Genomic DNA, 20,280 nt, shown 5'->3' on the forward strand with positions numbered 1-20,280 from the left:
GTAAAGTTAATTAGCGAGGTTTGTCATTTGTCATTTGTCATTGTTGATTCGTAAAGGTTATAACAATTTTTCTATGTCATTACACAATGGTTTTGATTTGCGTCCACCTACGTAGACTGCATGCCTTTCTATTACAAGAAAACTTCTAGATCCTCCATTCTGACAGAGAAACAACACTCTAAAATCTCACATTTTTAACGAAGAACAACCAAGGGAGAAAATGGTAAAAAACGAAACTTCTGCTGCCCTGAAAATTATTCCATTGGGTGGCTTGCATGAAATTGGTAAAAATACCTGTGTCTTCGAGTATGAGGATGAAATTATCCTTTTAGACGCAGGATTAGCTTTCCCTACAGAAGCCATGCACGGGGTGAATATTGTCCTACCAGACATGACTTACATAAGGGAAAATCGTCACAAAATAAAAGGGATGATTGTTACCCACGGTCATGAAGACCATATAGGCGGTATAGCTTTTCACCTAAAACAATTTGAAATTCCTGTCATTTACGGCCCCAAATTGGCATTGGCTATGCTAGAGGGTAAGTTGGAAGAAGCAGGAGTGCGCGATCGCACCGAGTTAAAAACCGTTCTACCCCGCGATGTCGTCAGAATTGGCAAGCATTTCTTTGTTGAGTTCATCCGTAATACTCACTCCATAGCCGATAGCTTTACCGTAGCCATTCATACACCTCTAGGTGTAGTTGTTCATACGGGAGATTTCAAATTTGACCACACCCCAGTAGATGGCGAACGTTTTGATATTCAAAGGCTAGCCGAACACGGAGAAAAAGGCGTCCTTTGTTTGATGAGTGATTCCACGAACTCAGAAGTTCCAGGGTTCACCCCCTCAGAAGCTTCCGTGTATCCAAATTTAGAAAGAGTTTTCACTCAAGCCACCGGACGACTTTTTGTGACAACCTTTGCCTCCAGCGTGCATCGCATCAACATGATTTTGCAGCTGGCACAAAAGTACAAACGCACGGTGACAGTGGTTGGGCGTTCTATGCTCAATTTAATTGCTCACGCCCGTAATTTAGGATACATCAAGTGCGAGGACAATTTACTGCAACCGTTGCACATAGTTCGAAGTCTTCCCGATGAAAACGTACTGATATTGACAACAGGTTCTCAAGGTGAGCCAATGTCAGCCATGACAAGAATCGCCAAGCAAGAACATCCCCACATTAGAATACGGCAGGGAGATACAGTTGTATTTTCAGCCAATCCCATTCCCGGTAATACCATTGCAGTGGTAACCGTAATCGATCAATTAATGATGCAAGGGGCAAATGTAGTTTATGGTCGCGAGAAAGGCGTTCACGTCTCGGGGCATGGATGTCAGGAAGACCAAAAGCTGATGATTGCCCTAACCAAACCCAAATTTTTCCTACCAGTTCACGGGGAACACCGGATGCTGGTAAAACACAGCCAAACAGCCCAAAGTATGGGTATTCCTGCAGAAAACATGGTCATTATACAAAATGGCAATGTAGTGGAATTGACAGAAGAATCCATCCGTGTAGCAGGTAAAGTACCATCCGGACTGGAACTGGTAGACACTTCTGGTATTGGCATGGTCAGCGACAAAGTGTTGCAAGAACGGCAACGCATGGCAGAAGAAGGCATTGTTACAATTGCAACAGCGATAGACTGGACAGGGAAACTTCTGGCGAAGCCAGAAGTTCACCTGAGAGGCGTCGTCACAAGTTTTGAGCGATCGCTACTGCAAAAATGGGTACAACAGCGAATAGAAGAAATCCTTAGCGTGCGTTGGTCTGGATTTACCACCTCTTCCTCTTTTGGAAGCGACCAACCAGAGGTAGATTGGGTTGGATTGCAAGAGCACCTGGAAAAAGAATTGGCACGCTCCTTGAAAAGAGAACTGCATTGTCAACCAACAGTGACATTACTGATGCAAATTCCTGATGAGCCTCCTGTAAAAGTTGCCGATGGTAGAAGACGGCGCACCCGCACGGCTGCTCAAGTCGCATCATAGTTTAACCCTCACCCCCTGGCAATAGGAGAGGAAGCTGTGCCCCCACTCTCGTTCCCAGGCGGAGCCTGGGAAGGCCTATGTTGGAGGCTCCGCCTCCTGTATGGTGCGGCAGCAAGCAACCTACCAGTCTGCATTCCCAGCAAGCGACACTGAATCGAGAGACGAAGTAGGTAGGGCTATGCCGCACAACATAGAGAGGTGGGCTTTAGCCCTACCTACTTTTTTATAATTGGCGATAAATTTTTAGGTTGAGGCAGAGCCTCAAGTGATGCATTCTCAGGCTCCGCCTGGGAACGAGAGCTAAGCTAACCAATCAATAAAAAAGTCAGAAGTAAAGTTAAGACAGTCAAAGGCAACCCAAAGCGCAAATGCTCCAAAAAACTGAGCTTGTAACCTAACTCAGCAGCAGCTTCCACAACAATTAAATTAGCGACCGATCCAAACAAAGTGAGATTTCCTGCCAACGTCGATCCAGCCGCTAGTAATAGCCAAGACTGGGAATTGTCTTTAGGAATTAAAGGTTGGAGAAGCAGTACAGCTGGAACATTAGAAATCAGGTTAGATAATACAGCCGTGACGCTTAAAAGACCAGCAGGAGAACGAGCGGCATGAGTGAACGGCTCAAGCAAATTCAACTTTTGCGTTACCTGAGAAAGAATAAACAACCCAGAAAACATAACTAGCAGATTCCAATCTACCTGTTTGAGAATGCGCTGTGGTTTAATTCGGCGAGTGATGAGCAACAAACTCGCAGCAACAAGGGCAGACTCCGCAAGAGGCAACCCTATGGCAAAAGCAATCAACAAGCCGGTAGTGATAATTAAAGTTTTTTGATACAAAGGTTTATAAATACGTGCTTTCCCATTAGACAATTGGTTGCAGGGTTGAGTCGATCTCACATCTGGGTAGAGTAGCCACAACAACCCGACTTGAATGACCAAACCGATTGAAGCAATGGGAGTCAATGCCCGTGCAAAATCTAAATAACCGATACCTGAGAAAGAACCAATGAGAATGTTTTGAGGATTTCCACTCAAGGTAGCGACAGAACCGATATTAGTTGCCCCAGCAACCGCAAGCAAATAGGGGATCGGATTTAAATTTAAGCTCTTAGTTAGGCCCAAAGTGAGTGGTGTGAAAACTAGGGCTAGAGTGTCATTGAGAAAAAAAGCAGACAGGATACCACTCCCAAAAGTCAAGACAGTGATTAAGCCTAATGGGCTGCGAGTAAAACTAAGCAATATTGACAGGGATCGCGGAAAAAAGCCAGCGAAAGATAGATTGGCATTAACAACCATCATGCTGAGCAGAAACACGATAGTTTTGGCATCAATAGCATCCCAAGCTTCCTGCAACTTTAAAGCACCCAGAGCAATCAGAAATGCCGAACCTACCAAGGCGATTGTGGCGCGGTTCATACGTAAACCGGGGAAACAACCAAATGCCAACCCCAAGTAAGTCAGTCCTAAGACAGCGTAAATCGCAAGTTGGCGCATAGGGTTAGGGGTTAGGGACAAGGGGGACATGGGAGACAAGGAGGACAAGGCGGAGTGAGGGAGCAGAGGTAGTAACTAATACTCAATGGCTAATGGCTAATGGCTAATGACAAATGACTAATCTCATACTTCCTCTTGTACGCAGTTTGCGATCGCTATTTACTTTCTTATTAAAACTTTACTTTTCTTTACAGAAGAATATTTTTTCTTTAAATGAGGCTGTAGGATTTGCGAGCTAAAAACAATGTAAAATTTACGTAGTTTGGCTAGAAGCTAATAATCAACTTCCAAGCGCTATTTACCAGTATTTCTACTTAAGAAAAAGTTGGTAAAGGAATGAAACAAAAAGTTTTGTAAAACTTTGATTTAGCTCTACCCAAAGGCAGATGACTTCACTAAAATTTAATCGTTGTGTCAAGTTATAAACAAGATGCTAGTACCACACTTCCGATCAAAAGGAAATTGATGTTAACTTGACTTAATATAGAACAGGCAAGTCATGCCAGTAGCTACTCAATCATCAGGTTGTACAAATCGTCAGATTGCATCTCAGTCAGGACAAGATTTTTCCGGGATGAGTCATCGCAATGTTGTAGATTTTCAGCAGGCAGTTAAAGACCCTCAATCAGACAGAGGAGTGAAAAATGAAGGTATACCATAATACCCCAAAAAGGATTTTTGTTGCAAGCTGGGTATCGCTAAATCCAGCACCAGGGAACGAAGCTAAAGCGGTCGGGCTACACAGTTCATCTCCCAAGCCTCACTTTGATATTCTTAAACCGTTACGGCACTGGTTAGACAATTTTCAAGTAAAAAATCGCGAACTGGCGCATCGCTTGTGCAAATCTATCCCATCTCAATGCCCGTTTGAGCGAGACATCAAGCTATTTGGGAAAACCCTATTTCGCATTCCGCCATTGTGCAAGCTCAACCCTTTGTATGATGAAGTGGTAGGCTTGCGTTTTCGTGCATTGTGTTATTTAGCCGACGAATGCGGCGAAGATGTAACACAATATTGCTAATGGCTAATGGCTAATGGCTAATGGCTCTAGAAGACTGACAACTAACCACTAACCACTAACCACTAAGAATTACCATTAATCACTTTTTGACCACTTTTGAATGGCTTCCTGAGCCTGTTTATAGGCAGCTGTCCCGTCTGGTACTAGCACAGCAGTGTCAATAGCTGATTTAAATTCCCCTCGGTTAGCACGCCGTTGAGCAAGATCGAAAATTTTTTCGCTCCAAGTGTCAATAGATTTCTTAGCAACATCAAAGCCCGGTTGACCTTGTGGCACTTTCTTAGCAACCTCGATAGCACGATTGTATGTAGAAGCCTGTCCGGGCCGAACTAAGCCGCTTGCAGCATCCACGAGAGTTGTGTTACTCACATACTGCTTTGCCATTAGCCGCCACTGCCTCATCTGAAATTGTGCTTTAGAGTAGATTGATTCCTCTTTTGTAATTAATTGCGCTGCAGCGATCGCATCCGCATAACGCTTTTCTTTAGCACGATTTTCCGCTATCTCCAGAATTATCCGGCTCCAAACCTCAATATTGGCTTGAGCCTGTTTATAAAGAGGATCGCTGGGTGGAATTTCACGAGCTTTTATAATCGCCAAGCGTAAATTGCTGGCTTGATTTGGAGTCAGCGACATCTTCTCCAAGTCCGCCAGGGCTTGTTTTCGCTTTTGAAACTCATCCGAACTAGAAGTTGATTGGACAGTTGGTTGAGGACTCAATTGAATATTTGATGGCGTCGATGCTGTAACTGGAACAGTAGGGGCTTTTGGTGAAACCCCAACAGCATCGCGATCGTCCCTTGGGCGGCTCCCTTGAGGAGCATCGCCATCAGTACCCGTTTTGGAAGACACGGGCAAAAGCTTCTCCAATCTCAATCCCACCCGTTCGTGGAGAACAACAACTGCGACGATACATAAAAGTAGCATCGTAAACACACTACCAAAGAGAAGTTTTGGCAAAAAAGAGCTTGTTGCTTTTTTGGAAGAAGTGGGAAGGGGGCTTGAGGGAGTGGAAGACACGTAGACAAGGAGAGGGGGGGAAGGGAGACGGGGAGAAAGGTAGCAATTTCCCCCTTGTCCCCTTGTCCCCCTCGTCCTTACGCTTATTCCACTTCCTCCCAAGAGGGGAGCGACTAATACAAGTGGTGTAAATTCAGGTCGAGCAACAGCAGACGCGCTTTTTTTGTCTCTTTTATCATCAAATTGGGGCAAGATAATTTGCCCTTCTAGGGTAGAGACAACAATTGGATTTTGTGTAGGACGCCAGTGATGCTGACACAATTCTGGTGTACGAACACTGAGGTAGTTTTCCAAATTCGTTAAACTGCTGCCATGACCGAAACGCAAAGCTTCCAAAAGCGTTGCTGTAAAGAATCCATGACCTAATTCGCTGCTTTCATAAGAAAATTCTTCTAATTGGCAAGAAAGAATTGTAGGAATTTGTAATTCTTTGGCTAATTCCACTGATTCTTGACCAATAAAAGCATCTGCTTGAGATCCAGTAGCACGGTTAATATCAAGCAGGATAAACGCATTCAGCGCAGCAACTTGTAAGCTTTGCATAATGGAGCGCAAGTCTATGCCCGTTTCCTCAATGTGATAGGGATTTCCGTCCATTGGCATCAAGTAATCCTGCCCTTTAGCGTTAGTGCCATAACCGCTAAAGAAAAACCACACTCGGTCTTGAGATTGAAAGTCAGTTGCCACCAAATCTTCAAGCAACAACAGAATATTTTCCTTAGTAGGAACTGTTGACTTATCTCTAAAAGGTGGCGAGGTATCCGTCATTAATAGACAATGTTGCGGTACAAAACCGCCATATGTCACTAAAAAATCTTTGACAGCCTCGGCATCTGCTTGAGCATAACCCAAGGGTTGGTAAAAATGATATTGATTGATGCCAATGGCGATCGCCCAATTGTTTGCCATCGTGCTCTTAGTTTAGTTATTGTTTGCTATTTCTAACAGTGACCGATAATTACTGATAATTGTACTGAAGCCAAAAACCTCAAGCATGAAGTATAAATTTTTCATTATTGATACTTATTTTTGTCAATTTAGATTAAGGTGATCGCCTGAGGAGCCACAGAGTATGAGGAGCAGTCATGTTTTTGAATCATCAAGGATTATTCTTTTTCAAACCAGTCCATTAAGAACACTCATTCAATCTATGCCAGTCATTGGCAAGAAAATCCGGATAGCTTCTGCTCTACTTGTGTTAAGTAGTGGGGTTCCTTTGTGGATAGCAAGCGAAGCACTTACTCCCCAAATTGTACAAGCTTACACCGCCAGAGTTGACCTTTCCATTGACCGCTTCCCTGAAGAAAATTACGAAACTCTCTTAACTAGAGCAGAAACGGCTGCTAGAGCCGCAGCTCAACGCAGTTTTGACCAAGATATTTTAGTAACAGATGTTTCGATAATAGTTTCCGTACAAAACTATGGTGCGATCGCGCCAGTTCTAGAATTGAAAGTCAGCCGTCCGCAATGGCGTACACGTCCAGACCCAAAACGTTGGGCAACTTACTTTAAAACAGCGCGATCGCTACTATTTTTTGGAGGTAAGTTTTCCACCACTCCAGATGTTAACCCAGAACCGCCAAATCCCCCTGCACCAACACCTCAAAGCGCCGATCCTAAGGTGGGTGGAGAAAATGCTGCACCGCCAAAATAAGTATGAAGGATATAGGATAGTTTACACCTTAATAACGCGGGAAGCAGGTAGCCCCGAAGTATGAGTATCAAGAAATTAATGAATTGAGGCTCATATGTTATTTATATCGGGGTGGAAACGCGACGCGGCGGAAACTTTTGCCGTGACATGGTATACTTTTGTTAGTAGCAATGAGATACATAGTCCTAATAAAGGCTAGAAAGCAAATGCTTACGCTACGTTGTATTTGTCCGACTTCCACGGCTGAAAGTGCTGGGATATTACTGTTTGGACAAGAAATCAGGAGAGTTTTCATGTGTTGTGGGGTGGAGCCGCTCCCGTGGTCGGCATGAAGGCGTTGACCTAAACTGCGAGATGAGTAAGCTAGTCTGAAAGCCCGTGTCCCTGGTAGAGCGGCAGAGCGGTTTGACCCATAGCTGAGAAAGTGTAGCCAGATAGTCATCCTATGCAAATAGGTTCGGGCGAAAAGCTATGTCCGACTCTTAGCCTGAATCCGCTAAATTTTATTTAGCGGTGTTGGCTCAATTCAGCCTTTTGTTAGCATACAATAGTGAGGTTGTCAAAAATTGCAGTATCCGCAAACATGGCTGTTCCAAAGAAGAAAACATCAAAATCGAAACGAGATAAACGTCGCGCTACCTGGAGACACAAAGCTACAGTTCAAGCTCAGAAAGCCCTCTCTCTAGGCAAATCAATCCTCACTGGACGTTCTACCTTTGTCTATCCAACTGGTGAAGAAGAGGAAGAAGAGGAATAGTAGAATAGCTGATGGCTAATAGTTAATAGCTAATGGCTAATGGCTAATGGCTAATGGTATGTAAGTTTCTCAATTAGCAGTTAGCAATTAGCAGTTAGCAATTAGCAGTTAGCAATTAGCAAAAAATCTATATTTCTACTAGTATGCTAGGAAAGTTTTTTCAGAAGCCAACACAACAAGAAGGCGATCGCGTTCCACCTGGGCAATACCTAACAAAGGGATTTCCCGTACTGACCTATGGTGCAACACCTAAAATTAATATAGAGGAATGGGAATTTAAAGTTTGGGGTTTAGCAAAACCTAAAAGCTTTAAATGGTCAGATTTCATGGAGTTACCCCATCACGAATTTACAGCAGATTTTCACTGTGTAACCCGTTGGTCAAAACTGGATGTCAAATGGACTGGCATTAAGGTAACAGATTTCATGAAATCCATCGAAGTAGATTCCAAAGCAGCCCATGTCATGGAACACTGCTACGGGGGCTACACCACCAATATATCAATGGAAGACTTTGTAAGAGAAGAAAACTTCTTTGCTTTTCAAGTCTTTGGTGAACCCTTGAGCGCCGAACACGGAGGTCCGTTGCGATTGGTTGTACCTCACCTCTACGCTTGGAAAAGTGCCAAGTGGATTAATGGCTTGGAGTTCCTGGAAAAAGAGGATCTGGGTTTTTGGGAACGCAATGGCTACCATCGCCGTGGAGAACCTTGGGCGGAAGAGCGCTATAGCAATTTCTGAATGATGAATTATGAATGATGAATTATGAAGTTTTATAATTTACCATTCATAATTCATAATTAAGTGAAAAATCGCTTCAAAAGAGACAATTTATCTTTGTAAGGAGGGTAGAGCAATTTAGAGTTGAACAAGAAAGACCTATGTAACACACTTTTGTAATGGGAAAAGGTATCAAAGCTCGCTTTGCCATGATAATTACCTATACCACTGTCACCAACACCACCGAATGGTAGAGATGAGACAGCGTAGTGTAACACTGTATCGTTGATACAAACCCCGCCAGATGAGGTAGTTTGAAGGACTTTCTGTTGTAAGTTTTTATTGTTGGTAAACAAATACAGAGCTAGGGGTTTTGGTCGAGAATTAATTAAATCAATTGCTTCTTGTACATCTGTGTATTCAATCACAGGAAGAATGGGACCAAAAATTTCTTCCTGCATAACTGGATCTGTTAGAGACACATTATCAAGGACTGTGGGAGCAATATAACGCTCTTCTCGATTCGTTTCTCCTCCAATGCGAATGTCGCTATCTTTTATCAGATTAACTAACCTGTCAAAGTGCCTTTGGTTGACAATTCTGCCATAATCGGGACTGGTGGCTGGATTATCTCCATAAAACTCTTTGAGCCGCTTTTGTATTTCTACTAACAAATTTTCTTTAATTTTTCTATCAACTAAAAGATAATCAGGCGCAATACAAGTTTGTCCGGAATTTAAAAACTTACCCCAAGCAATCCGTGTAGCTGTATGTTCGAGGTTGGTTTCAGAATCGACAATACAAGGACTTTTGCCACCTAATTCTAGAGTGACTGGTGTTAAGTTTTTTGCAGCTGCTTCCATAACGATTTTGCCTACAGCTGTTCCACCAGTAAAAAATATATGGTCGAACTTTTCTGCAAGTAGTTTCTGACTGGTTTCCACGCCTCCTTCCACTACGCTTATATATGCTGGATCGAAGTGTTTATGAATAATTTTACTAACAATAAAAGAGGTTTGTGGTGCAAGTTCTGAAGGCTTAATAATTGCACAATTACCTGCTGCGATCGCACCAATTAAGGGAGAGATAAGCAAATGAAATGGATAGTTCCAAGGTCCAACGATCAAAACAACCCCCAATGGTTCGGGGTAAATCTGTGCTGAAGCTGGAAAGAATTGCAGTGAAACTGGTGCTTTTTGAGGTTTAGCCCAATTTTTAAGATGTTTGATAGCGCGATCGATTTCTTTAACAGTTGAAATTTCCGTACCATACGCCTCAAACTCTGGTTTCCCCAAATCTGCTTTCAGTGCTTGAAGAATAGCTTCTTGATTTTCACTCACAGCTTGTTTGAGAACTTTTAATTGTTTGACTCGAAAATCAACATCTTTTGTTGTACCAGTTTTAAAAAATTCTCGTTGACGAGTAATGAGATCGGCAATTGATACTTGATTTTTCATCTTTTTGATAACCCCAACTACTGCTGTATAGGTAGTTTTACAGTAAAAATACTGCCTTTACCTACCTCCGAATGAACGATAATAGTGCCTTGATGTGCTTCAACAATTCGTCGAGAAAGATACAATCCCAATCCACTCCCAGAACTCTTGTGGCTTCCCTGGCGAAATCGCTCAAACAAAGTGGTCTGTTCTTCAAGAGAAATCCCCGAACCCGTATCTGCCACCTCAACAGTTATGAATTCATCAGATCCGCTTGCTGGTGTCATGTGGATAGTGACTGACCCGTTATCTGTAAACTTAATCGCATTACCCACAAGATTGGTAAAGAGACGGTGTAGTTCCAGGCGATCTGCCATTACCTTATCTGTACCAGAGTTTTCACTTAACTCTAGATGAAGTGCAAGCCCTTTATCCACAGCCAGTGGGTTTAATTCTCCCACAACTTCATTAAGTAGATTGGGAATATCGACTGGCTGAAATGCCATAGTTTTACGACCTGCTTCAAAGCGGTAAACTTCTAGCAACGTATTGACCATAGTTAATAGATTGCTATTACTGCGAGCCATAATATCAATGACTTCTTGCATTTGATCTGAGAGATTACCTAATGCGCCCTGCTGAAACAGCATGAGCATTTTATCAGCAGCGACTAAGGGTGTGCGTAAGTCATGAGTCAAGCGAGAGACAAAATCTTGCCGTTGGAGATCGATTTCATCCCGTTCATCTATAGTATGTTTCAGGCGGAGAAGCGATCGCACCCGTGCGAGTAACTCATCTACCGTCACAGGTTTGCGAATAAAATCATCAGCCCCCAAATCCAAACCATGAGCAACATTAGGTGAATCATGGGCGGTAATCAGCAAAATGGGAATAAAAGGTAATGACTTATTTCCCCGAATCTGCTTGGTTACTTCATAACCATCCATTCCCGGCATCATCAAATCAAGCAGTACTAAGTCACAGGTTGAAGTTTCCAGTTCTGCGAGCGCTGAAACACCATTTTCTGCTGTACTAACGATATAGCCTTCTTCTTCGAGAATGGTTTTAACGAGAAATACATTATCAGGAGAATCATCCACAACAAGAATTTTGTCGGGCTTTGAAGATGAAGAGTTCATATAAGAAAGAAAGAGGAGAGGTGGAGTAATACTAGGTTAGTATAAGATATTAGTTATTGGTATCATTTTTTCCATTATTCTCTTAAGAAATTTCTCATCTAATAAGGATTTTTTACCCTTAAGTCTTCCGATACCCGACTTCTCAAAGAAGTCGAGTATCTGACAGATGATTTATAAAGTAAGCATTAAGAAGAGTGTAGGTTGGGTTGAGGAACGAAACCCAACATTTACAGACATTGTCTGGGTTTCTAAATTCGGATTGGCAGTTGTTTAGCCGATTGCAAAGTAGGTATACCATAGATAGTCACAAGACAGAGTAGAAGTCCTTGATGCTAATTCAAAAAAAGATGACTCCTTTCCTGCTCTAAAAGTATATATTCTAATAAACCGCGAAGACGCAAAGTACGGGAAGAAAGAAGAGAAGAAGAGCGGTAATCTTAAAGCAGTTGATGGTTTATTGCTACTCTCAGTCCTGTTTTACCAGTAGCAGTAATTACCCAAGATGGAGAAATTTATCCTGTAGAGTGGGTTCAAGGCGATCGCAACAACTAACGATAAGAGCAAGCAACAACAAGTCCGCCGAATGGTTGAACTCGGAAACATTGCAAGACAACGACATTTTGTTGTTCTTGGTAAGCCTCTAATTAAGAAGGTGTTGGAATTCTTCTAAAGAACCAATGGTAATAGCGCTTGTAAAAAGGTTTTCCAGTAGAGACGGCTCATTGATTACATTAACGCCGTCCACAATTGCTTCAGGAACTACTTCAAATCGAGTTGGGAGAATTTTAATTATATGCTCTCTTGTTTTTTCTTTTTTTGCCAAACGTTCAACACTTGTGACATACCGCATTCTTCGAGCCTCCTCGTAACTTCTCACTTCTTGTTTAAAACTACGTACCAACTCTTCTGGTAACACCATTATCCAATCAATAAACCGAAATAAACCTAGAACACCTTCCCGACTATATCCCTGTTCAAATAATATTGTCAGTAGCTCAAACAAATTAGATAAAATAGCCTTCTATGTTCGTATTTGCGCTTTAGCGCTAAAGCGCAAATACGAACATTTTACGTTTTTTCAGGTTGAAGTACTTACTATGTTCAATTTCTAACTAGCTCCAGAGGTTCTTTCGTTAATAAGGTGTTGGAATTCTTCTAAAGAACCAATGGTAATAGCGCTTGTAAAAAGGTTTTCCAGTAGAGATAGCTCCTCAATTCCATTAACAAGTTTCACAATTTCTTCAGGTACTACTCCAAATCGTGTTTGAAGAGTTTTAATCACATACTCTCTTGCCGTTTGAACCATACCTTCTTCTTTTGCCAAACGTTCAACACTTGTGACATACCGCATTCTTCGAGCCTCCTCGTAACTTCTCACTTCTTGTTTAAAACTACGTACCAACTCTTCTGGTAACACCATTATCCAATCAATAAACCGAAATAAACCTAGAACATCTTCCCGACTATATCCCTGTTCAAACAATCCTTTTACTATGCTCAATTTCCACTGTAGCCGATTTTCTGGGTTGCTGTGTGTTGCTTTTGTTTTTAAATGTGCCATGACAACTACACTAAAGGGATTAGTGCTTTGTTCTAAAGTTTGCCATTGCGTCTCATAGTCCAAAAGTTTTACGACAGGAAACTCCAAACTAACGCGACATCCAGCTAAGGCGTACCCGTAACTTGAAGGTCGCCAAGAAGTTTCTTCGTCAGCTAAAACCGCTAAACTGATGACTTTCTGTTTGTGGCGGTCAAACAAACGGTAATTATAGATGTACATCCGTTGGGCAAAGTGACGGTCGTACTGTCCTTGAACTTCGATATGAATCAATATCCAAGCCTTTTCCCCATCAACTAACCAAACCTTGGCAACTTTATCTACAAGTCGCTTACCAATTTCTGCATCTGGTTCTAGCTGTTGCAGTTCTGTATCCAAAAATTCACAAGGTCGAGTCCAATCAATAACAGCATAAGCTTCAGGGAAAAAGAATTCTAAAAAGCGAGGGAAAAATCTTTCAATAATGTCTTTCCAAGGACTATCGTAATCAGTGCGTTGTTCGGTCATGAAATTGTCAATCGTCGAATCTAAATGAGAAGTTGTAACTTTGAAGAGCGACCCATATATTGAGCAATACGGTGAGTTATTGCCGATAGATAGTATATTTTGCAACGCCTAGCTTAGCAAGTACGAATACATACTAACCGCAGTATAATCATGCTATTATGATTATGAGTGTCAAAAAAACAAATTCACAAGTATCGTATTTTGTCAAGTGAATTATTGTTGGGAGTAAAGCTTAGACCAGGTTAATGAGTTGCTAAACAAATAAAGACACAAAATGAGGTAAATTTACGGTTCACAGTTAGTACCAGCCAAATTTTTTATGAAATCTTGTGTAGAGGTTTATAGTGAAGCGCATAATTGATTTTCCATTAGAAAACGGTGACTCAATTCTTGTAGAGGTTGATCAGCCAGCAGCAATAGACAATCGCATTGGTTTACGAGATGAAATTGTGGAAAAGGCGAATCAGACTTTCGAGTCTGCCTTGGACAAAATCAAGCCTGTAGCAAATGTGATTCTCACTAAAGTACGTAGTTTACATCAGCCTGCAGATGAAGTAGAAGTCAAGTTTGGTGTCAAAATTGTTGCAGGGCTAGGGGCAGTAATTGCTTCCGGCAGTGGTGAGGTCAACTATGAAATTATCCTGAAGTGGAAACGGGAGTCAAAAGATGACCGTACCATTTGAGTTATCAGTAGTTAGAATTTACTCAAACAATGGTCAAGTTGCGGGTGCTGGCTTCTTGGTTTCCCAAAAGCACATCCTGACTTGTGCTCATGTAGTAGCGAATGCTTTATCTCTTGCAGGAACAATTGTTGAAAAACCAGAACAATCAATCAGCCTGGACTTTCCAATAGTAGCAGCAAAGAAGTTGTTCAAAGCTAAAGTCGTGTTCTGGCGACCAGTCAATCCTAATGAATTTGCAGAAGACATTGCAGGATTAGAGCTAGAAACTGCACCACCTGACACAGCACAACCCGCGCAATTGGTATTTGCTGAAAACGTCTGGCGTCATCCTTTTCGAGTTTTGGGCTTTCCACGTAATCAATATGACGGGGCATGGGCTTCTGGAGAATTACGCGCTGGTATCAGTAACGGTTGGGTACAACTTGAGGATATAAAACAACAAGGTTATGCATTGGAGCAAGGCTTTAGTGGTGCTCCAATTTGGAATGAACACTTACAAGGCATAGCAGGAATGGCAGTGGCAGCAGAAATGAACCGATTAGAGACTAAAGCCGCTTTTATGATTCCAACGAAGGTGTTATGTGAAGCATGGTCTGAATTATCAAGTATTGTTCACTCAGAAACCTGCACAGAACGCGAATTTCCTATTTTTGATCAAAATTTGTATTCTTCCTGCTACAAAGAAATTAAGAAATCAGGGGCATTACTGCGCGTAAAAGCTCCATTGCACTGGGGGAAAACCTACTTAATAAAAGAGATTCTAGATTATGCGACTCAGCAAGGTTATCAAGCCGTAAGAGTGGACTTGAAGCAGGCGGAAAAAAAGGACTTTGATAGTCTAACGGGATTTTTAGAGTGGTTTTGTTTCTACATTTCTTGGAAACTGAATGTAGAAGAGAGAATTAATAAGTATTGGCAGAGTAGCTTGCCTCCAAAAATAAAATGTACAAACTACTTTCAAAAGTATTTATTGCAAGAAAATCAAACTCCTTTAGTTTTGGCATTAGATGATGTGGATTTGCTGTTCCCGTATAAAAGCATCGCGCATGAGTTCTTCTCAATGTTACGTAGTTGGCATGAAGACGCTAAGAGTTACCCTATTTGGCAAAAATTACGTTTGCTGCTTGCCTATTCTAAAGAAGATTTCGTTCCCCTGCACAATCATCAATCGCCATTTAATGTTGGTATAGCTATACAGTTGTCAGAACTCACTCTTATTCAAGTGCAAAACTTGGCACAGCGCTACCAACTTGATTGGAGTGAAAGGCAAGTTAACAGATTCATGGCTATGGTGGATGGGCATCCTTATCTAGTACGTTTGGGGCTAGATAGAATTGGACGAAAGGAACTGACACTAGAACAATTCTTGAAAATTGCACCTACTGAAGAAGGTTTATACTGTAACCATTTGTTAAGCCATTTATCTAGATTAAAGGAAAATTCAGAACTAGAGGCAGCCATAAGGCAAGTAGTGTCAGATCATTCTCCAGTAAACCTTGACTCAACAGAAGCATCTAAATTAGTGAACATGGGACTAGTGAAGAGGAAAGCCAATGGAGTGGTGCCTTTTTGCGAATTGTATCGGCTGTATTTCAGTGCTCGCTTGAGGGTTAACTAAATGAGTGACATACCAGACTCAAACTATGAATATCAAGTTGGGGGAAGTTTACCGTTTAATGCTCCCACCTATGTGACACGGCAGGCAGATGATGAATTATTCAACAAGTTGAAAGCAGGAGAATTCTGCTATGTTCTAAACTCGCGACAAATGGGTAAATCGAGCTTGCGGGTAAGAACTATGCAAAGGTTGCAGGCAGAGGAGATTGCTTGTGCTGGAATTGATATTACCGCAATCGGTACTCAGGGTGTTACCCCTGACCAATGGTATGCAGGTGTAATTGAACTTTTGGCTACGAGTCTAAAACTTGATAAATTTAACATGGATATCTGGTGGAAAAATCAAAAATTGCTACCTCCAGTACAGCGATTGAGTAAATTTATTGAAGAGGAACTGCTAAGTTCTATTTATAAAAAGATCGTCATTTTTGTAGATGAAATTGATAGTGTTCTCAGTCTAACTTTTTCGACTGAGGATTTTTTTGCCTTGATTCGATTCTGTTATAACCAACGTGCTGAGAAGCCAGAATATAAACGCCTCACATTTTGTCTTTTAGGAGTAGCAACTCCCTCTGATTTGATTCAAGACAAACAGCGCACACCATTTAATATTGGTCAAGCTATTGAACTCAAAGGGTTCAGTGAAAATGAAGCCAAGTCTTTGGCTCAGGGATTAGATGGTAAAGTTAGCGAGCCGCAAAAGAAGCTGAAGGAGGTTTTGGAATGGACTGGTGGTCAACCCTTTCTAAGTCAAAAGCTTTGCAAACTCATCCTAGATGATAAACAGAGATTGTCTGTAGAGAAATTAGTGCGATCGGGTGTTATTGAAAATTGGCAATCTCAGGACGATCCGGAGCATTTGAGGACAATCAGTAATCGAATTTTAATCAATAAGCATGCAGAACGGTTGTTAAGGCTATATCAGCAAATTTTACAAAAGAAAGAAATTGGAGAAGATAACAGTCCGGAGCAAATGGAGTTGCGACTGTCAGGTTTGGTAGTTAAGCAAAATGGCAAGTTAAGAGTTTATAACCGCATTTATGAGTCTGTTTTTGACCATAACTGGATTAATCAGACGTTAGCTAATTTACGACCTTACACTAAGGAACTTGCAGCCTGGTTAAATTCCAATAGTCAGGATAAATCACATCTATTGCGTGGACAGAAATTACGAGAAGCTCAAAAATGGCAAAAAGGTAAAGAATTACTTGTTCAAGATTATCAATTTTTAAATGCTAGCCAAGAATTGGCAACACGAAAGCAGCAACGTTTGCTCTCAGTGCTTACTCCAATACTACTACTACTAATTCCAGTACTAGGGTGGCTCTATTGGTCTTCATTTGTTACCAATCAATCACCTCCTCAACCACCAAGACAGGAACCATTAGAACCGCAACAGTCAATATCAGCATTTTTTAGCCAAGGTGAGCATACTCTCTTTAGTGGAAATGAAAACGTAAATCGTGAACGCGGTTCTGAAGCTTTCAGAAAAAAAGATTATAAACAAGCTGTTAAGTATTTTCAAAGCGCTATAGAAGCCTTTCCTTACGATCCAGAGTTACAAATTTTTTACAACAATGCCAAAGCACATGAAAAAGGAAATCCAGTCACTCTGGCAATTGTCTTACCTATAGCTACTAGAAGAGAAATTTCTCAAGAACTCTTGCGAGGAGTTGCACAGGCACAAGATGGTTTCAACAGTTCGGATGCAGAAAACACTCGATTGTTAAATATTGTAATTGCCGATGATAAGAATGAGCCAACTCAATCTCAAAAAATTGCTCAAAAACTCGCTAAAGACCAAAAGGTTCTAGGAGTTATTGGACACTACACTAGCACAAATAGTCAAGCTGCACTACCTGAGTATGAAAAAGCTGGTCTAGCTATGATTGCTCAAAGCACAAGTACTTCACTAAGTGGGCTAAAGAATAAAGTCTTTTTTAGAGCAGTACCTTCTGATAAAGAAATGGCTACAAAATTAGCTGATTATGCTAACCAAAAGGGCTATCAAAAAGTGATTATTTTCTATAATCAAGGTGATATTTATAGTCAGAGCTTAAAGAAAGAGTTTGAACAATCATTTAAAGGCAGAGGTGGAAAAGTTGTAGAAAATATAGATTTGGCTCTTCCTACACTCAATACTTCTAACAAAGACTTTTTCAGTACTTATCTGAATAAAGCAGATGGAGTTGTTTTGTTTCCGAAAACACAATCCATTTCCGTGGCGCTTGAAATTGCTCGCGCTCAATTAAAAAACCTAGGAAGCAAGAAGTTGCCTCTATTAGGTGGAGATGCTTTGTACGATCCAGAGATTTTGAAGTCAGGCAGAGAAGCTGTTGAAGATTTAGTTCTCGCTATACCCTGGTTTGCAGAAGCAGAAAACTCAAAAAAATTTGCAGGTCAAGCTAGGGACAAATGGGGAGGACAAATTAGCTGGCGCACCGCAGCTACTTATGATGCAACTCAAGCTTTTATTCAAGCTTTATCTATGTCCAAATCCAGCAATCTATCTCGCCAGACTGTCTTGAAAAATCTTAAATCTCTTAAAATTTCACAGCAGGACACTGCAGGATATCCACTCCAGTTCGATCAAGAAGGTGAGCGCAAACAAGAACCTGCTCTTGTCAAAGTAGTGAGAGGTAGTGGTGGTCCCCAGGAAAGTGGATTTAAATTTGAACACGTTAAGTAGTGAGGATATCTGTAAAGATATATTGTCGTTGAGGGCAGTGCCAAGAATAAAATTGTTTCTGGAAAATACTCGCATTTTTACTATATTTTGTTCCGATTCAATAATCGGCGTAAGCATTAAGAAAGAAGAATTCTACAAAACGAGAAAAAAATTTTTCAATAATTTCCGTTCTTAGAGATAGCACTCGCACTGCTATAGCCCATATGTTGAAAAATCTGCTTTGATACTGTTTTTTTAACTACAAAATAAGAAAAAATTAAAATTTATTAAAACAAAAAGTATCTTTGCGCCATTGGCAAAACCGTTGCTGGTTCGCATATCAATAATTCGCCATCCGCCCTGACTTCATAGGTTTCTGGATCGACCTCAATACTCGGTAACGCATCATTTAATTTCATATCTCGCTTACTCAACTGGCGCGTCCCGGAAACAGCAACGACTTGCTTTTTCAAACCCAACTGACTCTTAATCTCCCTGTCTAGCGCGACTTGAGAAACAAACGTGAAAGACGTAGCGTGACGCGCACCAGCGAAACTGCCAAACATGGGACGCATATGCACTGGTTGAGGAGTGGGAATACTAGCATTCGCATCGCCCATTTGCGCCCATGCGATCGCACCTCCTTTCACAACTATCTCTGGCTTCACCCCAAAAAACGCCGGACGCCACAAACACAGATCGGCTAGCTTTCCCTCTTCCACCGACCCCACATATTGAGCAATACCGTGAGTTATTGCCGGATTAATAGTATACTTAGCAACATATCTTTTCGCTCGGAAATTATCGGCTCTTTGTCCTTCAGCACTTTGATTGAGTTCTCCTCGTTGTACCTTCATCTTATGGGCGGTTTGCCATGTACGAATAATCACCTCTCCTACCCGTCCCATGGCTTGGGAATCAGAGGAAATCATGCTAAATGCGCCCAAGTCGTGCAGAATATCCTCAGCAGCAATAGTTTCTCGACGAATGCGGGATTCAGCAAACGCCACATCCTCAGCAATTGCGGGATCGAGGTGATGGCAAACCATCAGCATATCAAGGTGTTCGTCCAAAGTATTGACAGTGTAAGGACGTGTGGGATTGGTAGAAGATGGTAGGACATTGGCTTCCCCACACACTTTGATGATGTCTGGCGCGTGTCCCCCTCCAGCGCCTTCAGTATGATAAGTGTGGATAACACGATTCTTAAAAGCAGCGATAGTATCTTCCACAAATCCTGCTTCGTTTAGGGTATCGGTATGAATCGCAACCTGTACGTCATACTCATCAGCTACACTAAGACAAGTATCAATTGCTGCGGGAGTCGTTCCCCAATCTTCATGCAATTTTAAAGCGATCGCACCCGCTTCCACTTGTTCTACCAATCCTTGAGGTTGGCTGGCATTCCCTTTACCCAAAAACCCCAAATTCACTGGAAAAGCATCAGCAGCTTGCAGCATTCGATACATATTCCAAGGTCCTGGGGTGCAAGTCGTTGCGTTTGTACCCGTAGCGGGACCAGTTCCACCACCTATCATTGTAGTGATACCGGATGCGATCGCAACTTCAATCTGTTGGGGACAAATAAAATGAATATGGGTGTCAATCCCCCCCGCCGTGAGAATCATACCTTCCCCAGCCAGTGCTTCCGTTCCAGGACCAATAATAATATCTACATTATCTTGAATATAAGGATTTCCAGCTTTACCAATTTTAAATATCTTGCCATCTTTAATACCGATATCCGCCTTGACAATTCCCCACCAATCAAGAATCAAAGCATTTGTAATCACTAAATCCACTGCACCATCAGCATTAGAAATAGGTGATTGTCCCATCCCATCACGAATAACTTTACCGCCACCAAACTTGACTTCATCGCCATAAGTTGTTAAGTCTTGTTCGACTTCGATCAGTAATTCCGTATCAGCCAGTCGGATGCGATCGCCCACTGTCGGACCAAAAGTTTCTGCATAGGCGCGACGATCCATTCTGTAACTCATTG

17 protein-coding genes are annotated in these 20,280 nt (G+C 41.7%); 10 read left to right on the forward strand and 7 right to left on the reverse strand.

Annotated elements, in window-relative coordinates; translation table 11 throughout:
• Positions 1-220: 220 nt before the first annotated feature.
• Positions 221-1,999, forward strand: a complete 1,779-nt coding sequence (locus F7734_RS09445) for a ribonuclease J (RefSeq protein WP_155744428.1) — start codon at positions 221-223, stop codon at positions 1,997-1,999.
• Between the two features lie 305 nt (positions 2,000-2,304).
• On the opposite strand, the gene F7734_RS09450 is transcribed toward F7734_RS09445, so the two are convergent.
• The gene (locus F7734_RS09450; RefSeq protein ID WP_207714057.1) at positions 2,305-3,495 is read right to left on the reverse strand and encodes an anion transporter; all 1,191 of its coding nucleotides are present in this window, start codon (positions 3,493-3,495) and stop codon (positions 2,305-2,307) included.
• Positions 3,496-3,608: 113 nt separating this feature from the next.
• Here F7734_RS09450 and F7734_RS65160 point away from each other — a divergent pair, with 113 nt between their 5' ends.
• From F7734_RS65160 to F7734_RS09460, 3 genes are all read left to right on the forward strand, one after another.
• Positions 3,609-3,734 carry a hypothetical protein gene (locus F7734_RS65160; protein WP_279239686.1) on the forward strand — a complete coding sequence of 42 codons (126 nt, stop codon included), beginning with the start codon at positions 3,609-3,611 and terminating at the stop codon, positions 3,732-3,734.
• Positions 3,735-3,994: 260 nt separating this feature from the next.
• Positions 3,995-4,156 (forward strand): hypothetical protein, encoded by a 162-nt coding sequence (locus tag F7734_RS09455; RefSeq protein WP_155744430.1) that lies wholly within the window; start codon positions 3,995-3,997, stop codon positions 4,154-4,156.
• Positions 4,140-4,517: a Mo-dependent nitrogenase C-terminal domain-containing protein gene (locus F7734_RS09460; RefSeq protein WP_155744431.1), complete on the forward strand. Its 378-nt coding sequence runs from the start codon at positions 4,140-4,142 to the stop codon at positions 4,515-4,517. The genes F7734_RS09455 and F7734_RS09460 overlap by 17 nt, the downstream gene beginning before the upstream one ends.
• A gap of 75 nt (positions 4,518-4,592) precedes the next feature.
• On the opposite strand, the gene F7734_RS09465 is transcribed toward F7734_RS09460, so the two are convergent.
• Complete coding sequence (locus tag F7734_RS09465; protein WP_155744432.1) at positions 4,593-6,446, reverse strand: caspase family protein; 1,854 nt, start codon at positions 6,444-6,446, stop codon at positions 4,593-4,595.
• 241 nt (positions 6,447-6,687) lie between these two features.
• Between F7734_RS09465 and F7734_RS09470 the strand changes: the two genes are divergently transcribed.
• The 3 genes from F7734_RS09470 to F7734_RS09485 all read left to right on the forward strand — a co-directional run bounded on the left by F7734_RS09470 (position 6,688) and on the right by F7734_RS09485 (position 8,688).
• Positions 6,688-7,191: a hypothetical protein gene (locus F7734_RS09470; protein ID WP_155744490.1), complete on the forward strand. Its 504-nt coding sequence runs from the start codon at positions 6,688-6,690 to the stop codon at positions 7,189-7,191.
• Positions 7,192-7,774: 583 nt separating this feature from the next.
• Complete coding sequence (gene rpmF / locus F7734_RS09480; protein ID WP_155744434.1) at positions 7,775-7,948, forward strand: 50S ribosomal protein L32; 174 nt, start codon at positions 7,775-7,777, stop codon at positions 7,946-7,948.
• A gap of 143 nt (positions 7,949-8,091) precedes the next feature.
• A complete protein-coding gene (locus F7734_RS09485) occupies positions 8,092-8,688 on the forward strand; it encodes a sulfite oxidase-like oxidoreductase (RefSeq protein ID WP_155744435.1) in 597 nt (198 codons plus the stop codon).
• Between the two features lie 59 nt (positions 8,689-8,747).
• Here F7734_RS09485 and F7734_RS09490 read toward each other — a convergent pair whose 3' ends face one another.
• The 4 genes from F7734_RS09490 to F7734_RS09505 all read right to left on the reverse strand — a co-directional run bounded on the left by F7734_RS09490 (position 8,748) and on the right by F7734_RS09505 (position 13,307).
• Positions 8,748-10,124 (reverse strand): aldehyde dehydrogenase, encoded by a 1,377-nt coding sequence (locus F7734_RS09490; RefSeq protein ID WP_155744436.1) that lies wholly within the window; start codon positions 10,122-10,124, stop codon positions 8,748-8,750.
• Between the two features lie 17 nt (positions 10,125-10,141).
• Complete coding sequence (locus tag F7734_RS09495) at positions 10,142-11,242, reverse strand: hybrid sensor histidine kinase/response regulator (protein ID WP_155744437.1); 1,101 nt, start codon at positions 11,240-11,242, stop codon at positions 10,142-10,144.
• A 640-nt stretch (positions 11,243-11,882) separates the two neighbouring features.
• Positions 11,883-12,245, reverse strand: a complete 363-nt coding sequence (locus tag F7734_RS09500; RefSeq protein ID WP_207714058.1) for a hypothetical protein — start codon at positions 12,243-12,245, stop codon at positions 11,883-11,885.
• A 105-nt stretch (positions 12,246-12,350) separates the two neighbouring features.
• Positions 12,351-13,307, reverse strand: a complete 957-nt coding sequence (locus tag F7734_RS09505) for a transposase (RefSeq protein WP_155744438.1) — start codon at positions 13,305-13,307, stop codon at positions 12,351-12,353.
• Between the two features lie 344 nt (positions 13,308-13,651).
• Between F7734_RS09505 and F7734_RS09510 the strand changes: the two genes are divergently transcribed.
• From F7734_RS09510 to F7734_RS60600, 3 genes are read left to right on the forward strand one after another with little or no spacing between them, the layout of a single operon-like run.
• Entirely contained in the window at positions 13,652-13,990 is a 339-nt protein-coding gene (locus F7734_RS09510) for a CU044_2847 family protein (protein ID WP_166481818.1), read from the forward strand.
• Complete coding sequence (locus tag F7734_RS09515) at positions 13,974-15,608, forward strand: AAA-like domain-containing protein (protein WP_155744439.1); 1,635 nt, start codon at positions 13,974-13,976, stop codon at positions 15,606-15,608. The genes F7734_RS09510 and F7734_RS09515 overlap by 17 nt, the downstream gene beginning before the upstream one ends.
• Positions 15,609-18,296 carry an AAA-like domain-containing protein gene (locus tag F7734_RS60600; RefSeq protein ID WP_166481819.1) on the forward strand — a complete coding sequence of 896 codons (2,688 nt, stop codon included), beginning with the start codon at positions 15,609-15,611 and terminating at the stop codon, positions 18,294-18,296.
• A gap of 266 nt (positions 18,297-18,562) precedes the next feature.
• On the opposite strand, the gene ureC is transcribed toward F7734_RS60600, so the two are convergent.
• Positions 18,563-20,266, reverse strand: a complete 1,704-nt coding sequence (gene ureC / locus F7734_RS09525) for an urease subunit alpha (protein WP_155744491.1) — start codon at positions 20,264-20,266, stop codon at positions 18,563-18,565.
• Between the last annotated feature and the right edge of the window lie 14 nt (positions 20,267-20,280).

The organism is Scytonema sp. UIC 10036 (genome assembly GCF_009725235.1).

Coding starts and splice junctions, on each gene's coding strand:
- F7734_RS09465 (WP_155744432.1), bottom strand. CDS start 6,446: ATGGCAAACAATTGGGCGATCGCCATTGGCATCAATCAATATCATTTT.
- F7734_RS09460 (WP_155744431.1), top strand. CDS start 4,140: ATGAAGGTATACCATAATACCCCAAAAAGGATTTTTGTTGCAAGCTGG.
- rpmF (WP_155744434.1), top strand. CDS start 7,775: ATGGCTGTTCCAAAGAAGAAAACATCAAAATCGAAACGAGATAAACGT.
- F7734_RS65160 (WP_279239686.1), top strand. CDS start 3,609: ATGACTAATCTCATACTTCCTCTTGTACGCAGTTTGCGATCGCTATTT.
- F7734_RS60600 (WP_166481819.1), top strand. CDS start 15,609: ATGAGTGACATACCAGACTCAAACTATGAATATCAAGTTGGGGGAAGT.
- F7734_RS09470 (WP_155744490.1), top strand. CDS start 6,688: ATGCCAGTCATTGGCAAGAAAATCCGGATAGCTTCTGCTCTACTTGTG.
- F7734_RS09515 (WP_155744439.1), top strand. CDS start 13,974: ATGACCGTACCATTTGAGTTATCAGTAGTTAGAATTTACTCAAACAAT.
- F7734_RS09485 (WP_155744435.1), top strand. CDS start 8,092: ATGCTAGGAAAGTTTTTTCAGAAGCCAACACAACAAGAAGGCGATCGC.
- F7734_RS09455 (WP_155744430.1), top strand. CDS start 3,995: ATGCCAGTAGCTACTCAATCATCAGGTTGTACAAATCGTCAGATTGCA.
- F7734_RS09495 (WP_155744437.1), bottom strand. CDS start 11,242: ATGAACTCTTCATCTTCAAAGCCCGACAAAATTCTTGTTGTGGATGAT.
- F7734_RS09450 (WP_207714057.1), bottom strand. CDS start 3,495: ATGCGCCAACTTGCGATTTACGCTGTCTTAGGACTGACTTACTTGGGG.
- F7734_RS09490 (WP_155744436.1), bottom strand. CDS start 10,124: ATGAAAAATCAAGTATCAATTGCCGATCTCATTACTCGTCAACGAGAA.
- F7734_RS09445 (WP_155744428.1), top strand. CDS start 221: ATGGTAAAAAACGAAACTTCTGCTGCCCTGAAAATTATTCCATTGGGT.
- ureC (WP_155744491.1), bottom strand. CDS start 20,266: ATGGATCGTCGCGCCTATGCAGAAACTTTTGGTCCGACAGTGGGCGAT.
- F7734_RS09505 (WP_155744438.1), bottom strand. CDS start 13,307: ATGACCGAACAACGCACTGATTACGATAGTCCTTGGAAAGACATTATT.